The organism is Candidatus Zixiibacteriota bacterium, assembly GCA_036480375.1.
GTDB lineage: Bacteria > Zixibacteria > MSB-5A5 > GN15 > JAAZOE01 > JAZGGI01.
Genome location: JAZGGI010000025.1, coordinates 1 through 7,394, shown reverse-complemented (window position 1 = coordinate 7,394; position 7,394 = coordinate 1). Strand labels below are relative to the sequence as shown.

Genomic DNA, 7,394 nt, shown 5'->3' with positions numbered 1-7,394 from the left:
TGATATTGCAAACAATACATGCTATGCGATGTCTTGATAACTTCCATAACGGTATTATACCGCCTCAAGGCTCATTCATCCACGGCTAAAGCCGTGGTGTTCTGCCTACGGCCGCATAAAAAAAACCCGCCGTCCCAGGCGGGTTTTCAATGTCAGAGCTAAAAAGCGTCCATTAAATTTTGCCGACCAAATCCATTCCCGGTTTAAGAGTTTTCTCGCCGGGCTTCCAGTTAATCGGACAAACCTCGCCGCCGTGCTCGCGAACAAACTTGGCAGCCTGAAGCTTACGCAGCAATTCGTCGGTGGATCGTCCAATTGAGTTGTCGTGAATTTCATAGGCTTTAAGGAAACCGTCAGGATCTATGACAAAGGTACCGCGAAGAGCCAAACCGTCATTTTCAAGATATACTCCAAAATCACGCGACAGCTTACCGGTCGGATCGGCCAGCATTGGGAAGGTTATTTTTCCAACGGTCGCCGAATTATCATGCCAGGCCTTATGGCTAAAGACAGTGTCGGTGGAAGCGACCAATATCTCGGCGTCTTCCTCAACAAATTTTTCATAATTATCGGCCAGATCCCCCAGTTCGGTCGGGCAAACGAAAGTAAAATCGGCGGGGTAGAAAAACAAAATTACCCATTTGCCCATGTAATCCGAAAGCGAAACTTTGGTCATATCACCTTTGTAATAGGCGTCGACCGAAAAATCAGGAACATGCTCGTTAATCTTTACCATTTTCTTATCTCCTTGCTCTACACAAATTATTTATTGCATCAAAAACTATTTTCACTTCTTCCTCATTTATTATGGACTTATAACAGCCACATTCATCATAATGTTCCCGGCGAATATCAATATTTAATCCAACCACGAAATTTCAATAAAATCCCTTTTCTCGCAGTTTTTTTCTAATTATCTTCCCCATACTAAATTTTGAAATGTAAAAAAATCTGAGAGGTTGAATATGAAGGTGATGGTGAAGCTATCATTGGTTCTTTTTCTTTTCGTTTTAACAGGAAATATATATGCCCAGGAAACAATCATTATGGAAGAAAATGTTCAAGAGGCGGCTAAAGCCTTTGCAGAAGCGCATCCCGGTGCGGTTTTAGTTAATTTTGAAAATGGCGCCCGGCAGGTGGCTCAACTATGGCGTGACAGGGACGGGACGAGCGATGAATACGTTAAATTTTGCCTCGATAATTTTATCGTTGATGAAGAACAAAGGCGTCTTACCGCCTTGAGATATCAGGACGCGCTTGCCAGTATATATGGTCATCTCTGGCAAATGGGTCGAGAACTCGGATGGCATTTGACAATCGATACCGGTCCGCTCCTGCCGATCGATTATGAATTCGCTAAATTTTCACCGGGGTCTCATATAAATGACGATTTATTCGAGTCAAAATTGGCTTTTATAGTGTTACTGAATTATCCCGACTATAACCTTGAAGAATTGCTCGACGAAGGATCCGATTTTTCGAGAGAAGAATGGGTTTTTGCCCGTCTGGGGTCTCGCTTTTCTTCCAGAGTACCGGCGGATATTTCAAAAAATCTAAGCAAGGTTTTTGTTGAAGCTGATAGCTATATCGGCGCCTATAATATATTCATGCATCATCTGTTAACCTCGGACGGTCAACGGCTTTTCCCACATGGTATGCGATTGGTCTCCCACTGGAATTTACGCGATGAGCTAAAGGCTCGATATGCCAACCCCAATGGCCTGGTTAACCAGGAAATGGTTTTTGATGTTATGCTCAAAATAATTAATCAGGAAATTCCACAGGCCGTAATAAATAATCCCGCCGTTGATTGGAACCTCTCCTCCAATGAAGTAACCATTTCTTCAATTATTGATGGGGATATTCCGAATTCGTGGACTCAAGAGGGAAATCCGGGCGATAAATTTGACAATTCGCCTGAACCCAACACTCGATACCGACATTTGCTGAATATCTTCAATGGTCAAAAAGATGCCGATAAGTATAATCCAAAATGGCCGACTCTGATGGACCGCCGTTTTAAGCGTGATAGAGAAATGCTTGAAGGAAATGTCGAGATACTATTTGAAACTGTCTTGACCTCGGAAGTATTACAGGATATTGGGCGTTTGATTGAAAAACGGTTGGGAAGAAAGCTGCGGCCATTCGATATCTGGTACGACGGATTTAAGGCTCGCTCCAGCTTTGATGGGCGAAAACTCGACAGTATAGTGAAAGACAAGTATCCCAATGCCGAAGCGCTTCAGGCCGATTTCCCCAATATTCTTATTCAGCTTGGGTTTGAGAAAAATGTCGCGGCAGATATTGCTTTAAAAATTGCGGTCGACCCCGCACGCGGTATCGGGCATGCTTCGGGTCCCCCGTATCGCGGAGAAAAAGCTCGACTGAGAACCAGGGTTGGCAAATCCGGTATCGATTACAAAGGCTTCAATATCGCCATTCATGAATTCGGGCATAACGTTGAGCAGGTTATTTCACTTTATATGGTTGATCACACTTTATTGAGAGGAGTTCCCAATACAGCCTTTACCGAAAGTTTCGCCTTTATTTTCCAAACCCGGGACCTTGAGCTTTTAGGAGTCGATATAGATAATCCTGATGCGCACAATCTGTACGTTTTGGACGAAACCTGGGGAGCCATGGAAATCTGCGCAGTGTCGTTACTGGATATGAGAATATGGCGTTGGATGTATGAACATCCGGACGCGACACCGGAAGAGTTGAAATTGGCGGTAGTGTCTATCGCCCGTGATATCTGGAACCAATACTTCTCGCCTGTATTTGGAATTAAAGACTGTGAAATCCTGGCGATATACTCGCATATTATTGACAACGCTTTATATTTGCCGAATTATGCCATCGGTTCGATGATTGCTTACCAAATCGAAGATTACATGAAAGACAAAGTAATCGGGGAGGAAATGGTTCGCATGTGCAAAATCGGCTCGGTTACACCCGATCTCTGGATGCAACAAGCCGTGGGGCAGCCAATTTCGCCCCAACCGTTATTGGACGCGGCAAAATTGGCCGTTAAACAAATTAGTGATTAAGTTCTACTCCGGCGCCCCGGTTACTCACATGGACCGGGGCCGCCTTTGAAGACATGATTTATTAAATACACCGCGTCCCCCACGTTGACCGAACCATCACAATTGGCGTCGCCAGCAATTAGAGGTTCCGGAGCCGGACCTCCCTTGAAGACATGATTTACGATATAGACGGCGTCCCCGACATCGACTCCACCGTCACCATTGGCATCACCACTCACATATGGCTGACCGACAATTGTCACTCCACCATAGGCCGTCAGAATATCTGACTCACCACTGAACTGCCAGGATACGATATATCCAAAATCACTGCTGTCGCTACTGCGACCATAAGATAAAAGAAAATCACTCGTAGATATATCCAACTGTAAAACACTACCCGTAAAATCGGGATGTTCCGCCAAAATACTTGTTGAAGTCGGGATAATACTACCGTTGACCGAAGCTGTACTTATATCAATATCCGCGGCGACCTTCCCAGCCACCAAATCACCCAAGAGAACCGTCGTTGTCTCCGAATAATCATCCGAATTTATTTTTTCCGGGATAAGTATTGTAGAACCGACTACTTCAGCCGTTAACAATTCCGACACGGCCGTCTGTAATACAGTCGATGCCGTAGCTCGGTCAAAAAACGATAGCGGTATGCCAAAGAAGAAATACTGATAATCTTCACCCAGATATTTCCACGCAATCGGCATTCCTTCGGTCTCAATATTATCTGTTCGCGAATCATAGGTATACAAAACTTCTAGGTTCGTAATGTCGGGTGACAGACTAAAATATGACGGACAGGGAATGCCCGACACCTGGCTCCAGGGATAAGAATGATCAACCGTCGCCAACGAATCCCAAACCAATGCGGGATATTCCGAAACCTGATTATGAGTCCCAATTAAATCGGGGTATAATCCGCCGCCGTCAAACAGATGAACATAATCTACTCGAAAATCTATATGGAACCTAGAAGAGTAAGCATAATCAGGGTTACTGTGGATAAATTGGACTGTCTTATAATTCTCGGATACAATTGACATATCTCCCCATCGACTAAATAATATCAGCTTTCCGCCTATAGACAGGTAGTCTTTTAAACCATTGAGAATACCTCCATTTTCTTCATAAAAGCCAAAATCCTCGTTGCGACCGGATTCGCCTCCCACTATAATTAATTCATAATCCAAAAAATCATCAATTGTGAGTTGCTCATTTAATGGCTTGTTGGCATAAGCCGAATCTGAGTAATAATCATAATTATAACCAGACAATCCATCCCTGATAAACTCACCAGTTGTCGCTTCATTAACAATAAAAATGAAATTATCGCTTGACCTGTTTACAGCCAGTATTTTCCCCGGTGTCAAACTGGCTGCGCGAGCCACCAACGATTCAACGCCGACAGTATCCGAAATGTTACCATCTGTATCGACAGCATAAACCATATAAGTATGTTCATTGGTATCCAGAGAATAATCATTATCAACAAATGAGAATTCGGTCAGCTTATCGAGTAGAGCAACCCCATCTCTGACGATTGTATAATGACTAAAATCCTTTTCGAGTTGATTATTGCCTTCCCATGTAAGTTCAATCGCACGATACCCGGGAAAAATCGCCAACCTAGTCGGTGGTCTGGGATTGGAGTAAGGTTCCAGCTTTTTCTCAACCGTAAGGATTGTACTTTGATCATCATTATCAACAGAAATTACATGAACCGTATATTCCTGGCCTTCAATTAATCCATCTATGACATAACCGGTTTGAGATGTTTCAAGGTCCGTTGAATCTAAATCAATGAATGAACCGGTATGGTAATATACACGGTAAAAATTAAGATTTGAAGTTTCCTGTTCCTGCCAACTCAGTTCAAGAGAACTTCCGTCACCAACATCAATCAAGGACGCGTCAACTAACGGCGGAGCCTCGGTTACATAATGAAACAGTGCCAAAGATGTCTTAACATTCTTGAGATAATAGTCAATATTAAGATAGACAATGCTATCGCTGGGAGAATGGTAATGTTCAGATAAATCATACTCAAAAACGAATGTTACGTCAACCCCCGCTTCCTGGAATGGAACCTCATCGCCTCCATAACTATAGCGAGGATAGTAAGTACTATAACCTCCAAATAGGGAATCAGCCAACATGCTCCAGAGAACGGCATAACTGTTTACTCTTCCGTGATATAGTACAACCTCGTGAGTTGCGCCTATATCAGTTCCAATCATATCAAGATTCAACATATAGACCATATCATCTCCGCGCGCTAAGGCATCGTCAACATAGTGAGATGCACCCACCCACCAGGATTCTTCCGAATCAAAAGCGATAAATACTATGGTATATTCAGTTTCAATAGTAGAGAATATTCGTGCGAACTCCAACATCGCGGAAGTCCCTGTCCCATTGTCGTCAGCTCCTGGACCGTCTAAGGCATCATAATGAGCACCAACTATAATATGCTTTTCTGGATATAGTGAACCGATCTTTGTGGCGACAACATTGTAGCCATCAACGGGATCATATTCCCACTGTTGAAAGCTGGGGAAGTAATCGATATAGGTTGAATCATAACCAAATGATGTAAACTTCTCAAATATCCAGTCTCGCGCCGCAAAGCAGGAATCGGTACCGGTCAAGCGCCGATAAAATGCCTCTAGTCTTGTCAAATAAGACATTAATGAATCCTGATTGATCTGCTCAACAAATGACTCAATATCAAGATTCCCATATGAAAGACTGGGATTTAAGGTTACATCGCGCCGCCCCCCCAATATAAACGGTGGAGGATCAAGAATAGGCATCATTTCACGGTTACTGCCTGATTTTGCGTCATAATTGAAAAGCCGAAAACTATCCTGCTCATACAAAAGAGGGTATTTCCCAACGTTATCTTTGTCTCGCCGCATGTCAACGGCCAATTCGTGAATGTCCACATCCGATTTAATAAAGGATAACTCTATTCCATTTTGTATTATTTGTTTGGCAAATTGGTTTTCAGCAAATATTAAATATCCGTCGCTGAGACAATACACTGGCTGAATATCAAGGGAATTTAGAAAATCCGCATCCTCTTGATTTACCACAATGACCTTATATAAATCCGCTGAATCCGCTGGATACGCGCAATAGAATAAAACTATAGCCATTATGAGTAAAATTCGGGACGTCATCTGTTCCTCCCAACGCCCCTTTGGATTCGTATCATAACAAATTTCGCAATCTGACCAATATTATGGCGAAATACTATAGTCTCATTATAAAATATATGCTAATTACAACTTATGTCAAGTGCAAATATTGCGTCCAAAATGCCGATTATTCACAGGGACCGGGGCCGCCTTTGAAGACATGATTTATTAAATACACCGCGTCCCCCACGTTGACCGAACCATCACAATTGGCGTCGCCGGCAATCAACGGTTCAGGCGCAGGACCACCCTTAAAGACATGGTTAACTATAAAAACCGCGTCGCCGACATTGATTTCCCTGTCCCCATTGGCGTCTCCGCTAACATACAGCTGACCGACAATCGTTACCGTACCATAGGCTGTCTGAATATCTGATTCACCGGCAAACTGCCATGAAACTATATATCCAAAATTACTGCTGTCGCTGCTGCGACCATAAGATAAAAGAAAATCACTCGTAGATATATCCATCTGCAAAACACTACCCGTAAAATCGGGATGTTCAGCTAAGATATCAGAGGATATCGGAATAATACTGCCGTTTACCGAAACCGTACCTTGATCAATATCCTCAGCGCTCTTCCCGGTAGCCAGATCTCCCAGAAGAACCATTGTTATCTCGGCATAATCGTCCGAATTTATTTTTTCCGGGACAAGTTTGGTAAAACCGACGACTTCGGCCGTTAATAACTCAGATACGGCCGTCTGCAAAACGGTCGTGGCGGTAGGCCGGTCAAAGAACGAGAGCGGCATGCCAAAGAAGAAATACTGATAATCATCACCGAGATATTTCCAAGCTATAGGCATTCCTTCGGTTTCAATATTATCCGTTCGTGAATCATAGGTATACAAAACCTCTAAATTCGGAACATCGGGTATCAGATTAAAATACGAGGGGCAGGGTATCCCCGATACCTGGCTCCAGGGATAAGAATGGTCAACAGTCGCCAACGAATCCCAAACCAGAGCCGGATAACCAGCCGCCTGGCTATGGCCCCCTATCAAATCGGAATAGAGTCCGCTGCCGTCAAACAGGTGGATATAATCAACCCTCGTATCTATATTATACCGCGATTGATAGTAATAGTCAGGGGAACTCTCAATAAAATGTATTGTGCTGTAATCCTCGGATTGAATAGTTATGTTGCC

Annotated in this window: 4 protein-coding genes; 1 reads left to right on the top strand and 3 read right to left on the bottom strand. The window is 43.4% G+C overall.

Going from position 1 to position 7,394, the window contains the following annotated elements; genetic code table 11:
• Positions 1 to 172 precede the first annotated feature (172 nt).
• The gene (gene ahpC / locus V3V99_07375) at positions 173 to 736 is read right to left on the bottom strand and encodes an alkyl hydroperoxide reductase subunit C (protein ID MEE9442473.1); all 564 of its coding nucleotides are present in this window, start codon (positions 734 to 736) and stop codon (positions 173 to 175) included.
• A 229-nt stretch (positions 737 to 965) separates the two neighbouring features.
• Here ahpC and V3V99_07370 point away from each other — a divergent pair, with 229 nt between their 5' ends.
• Positions 966 to 3,050, top strand: coding sequence for a hypothetical protein (locus V3V99_07370; GenBank protein ID MEE9442472.1), 2,085 nt, complete (start codon positions 966 to 968; stop codon positions 3,048 to 3,050).
• Positions 3,051 to 3,070: 20 nt separating this feature from the next.
• On the opposite strand, the gene V3V99_07365 is transcribed toward V3V99_07370, so the two are convergent.
• Together V3V99_07365 and V3V99_07360 are read right to left on the bottom strand one after the other, a co-directional pair.
• Positions 3,071 to 6,226 carry a M28 family peptidase gene (locus V3V99_07365; GenBank protein MEE9442471.1) on the bottom strand — a complete coding sequence of 1,052 codons (3,156 nt, stop codon included), beginning with the start codon at positions 6,224 to 6,226 and terminating at the stop codon, positions 3,071 to 3,073.
• Positions 6,227 to 6,371: 145 nt separating this feature from the next.
• The coding region (locus tag V3V99_07360) for a dockerin type I repeat-containing protein (protein ID MEE9442470.1) at positions 6,372 to 7,394 on the bottom strand (1,023 nt) is incomplete at its 5' end.

Bases quoted from the DNA above. Each gene is read 5' to 3' on its own strand.
- ahpC (MEE9442473.1), bottom strand. From the start codon at position 736: ATGGTAAAGATTAACGAGCATGTTCCTGATTTTTCGGTCGACGCCTAT.
- V3V99_07370 (MEE9442472.1), top strand. From the start codon at position 966: ATGAAGGTGATGGTGAAGCTATCATTGGTTCTTTTTCTTTTCGTTTTA.
- V3V99_07365 (MEE9442471.1), bottom strand. From the start codon at position 6,226: ATGACGTCCCGAATTTTACTCATAATGGCTATAGTTTTATTCTATTGC.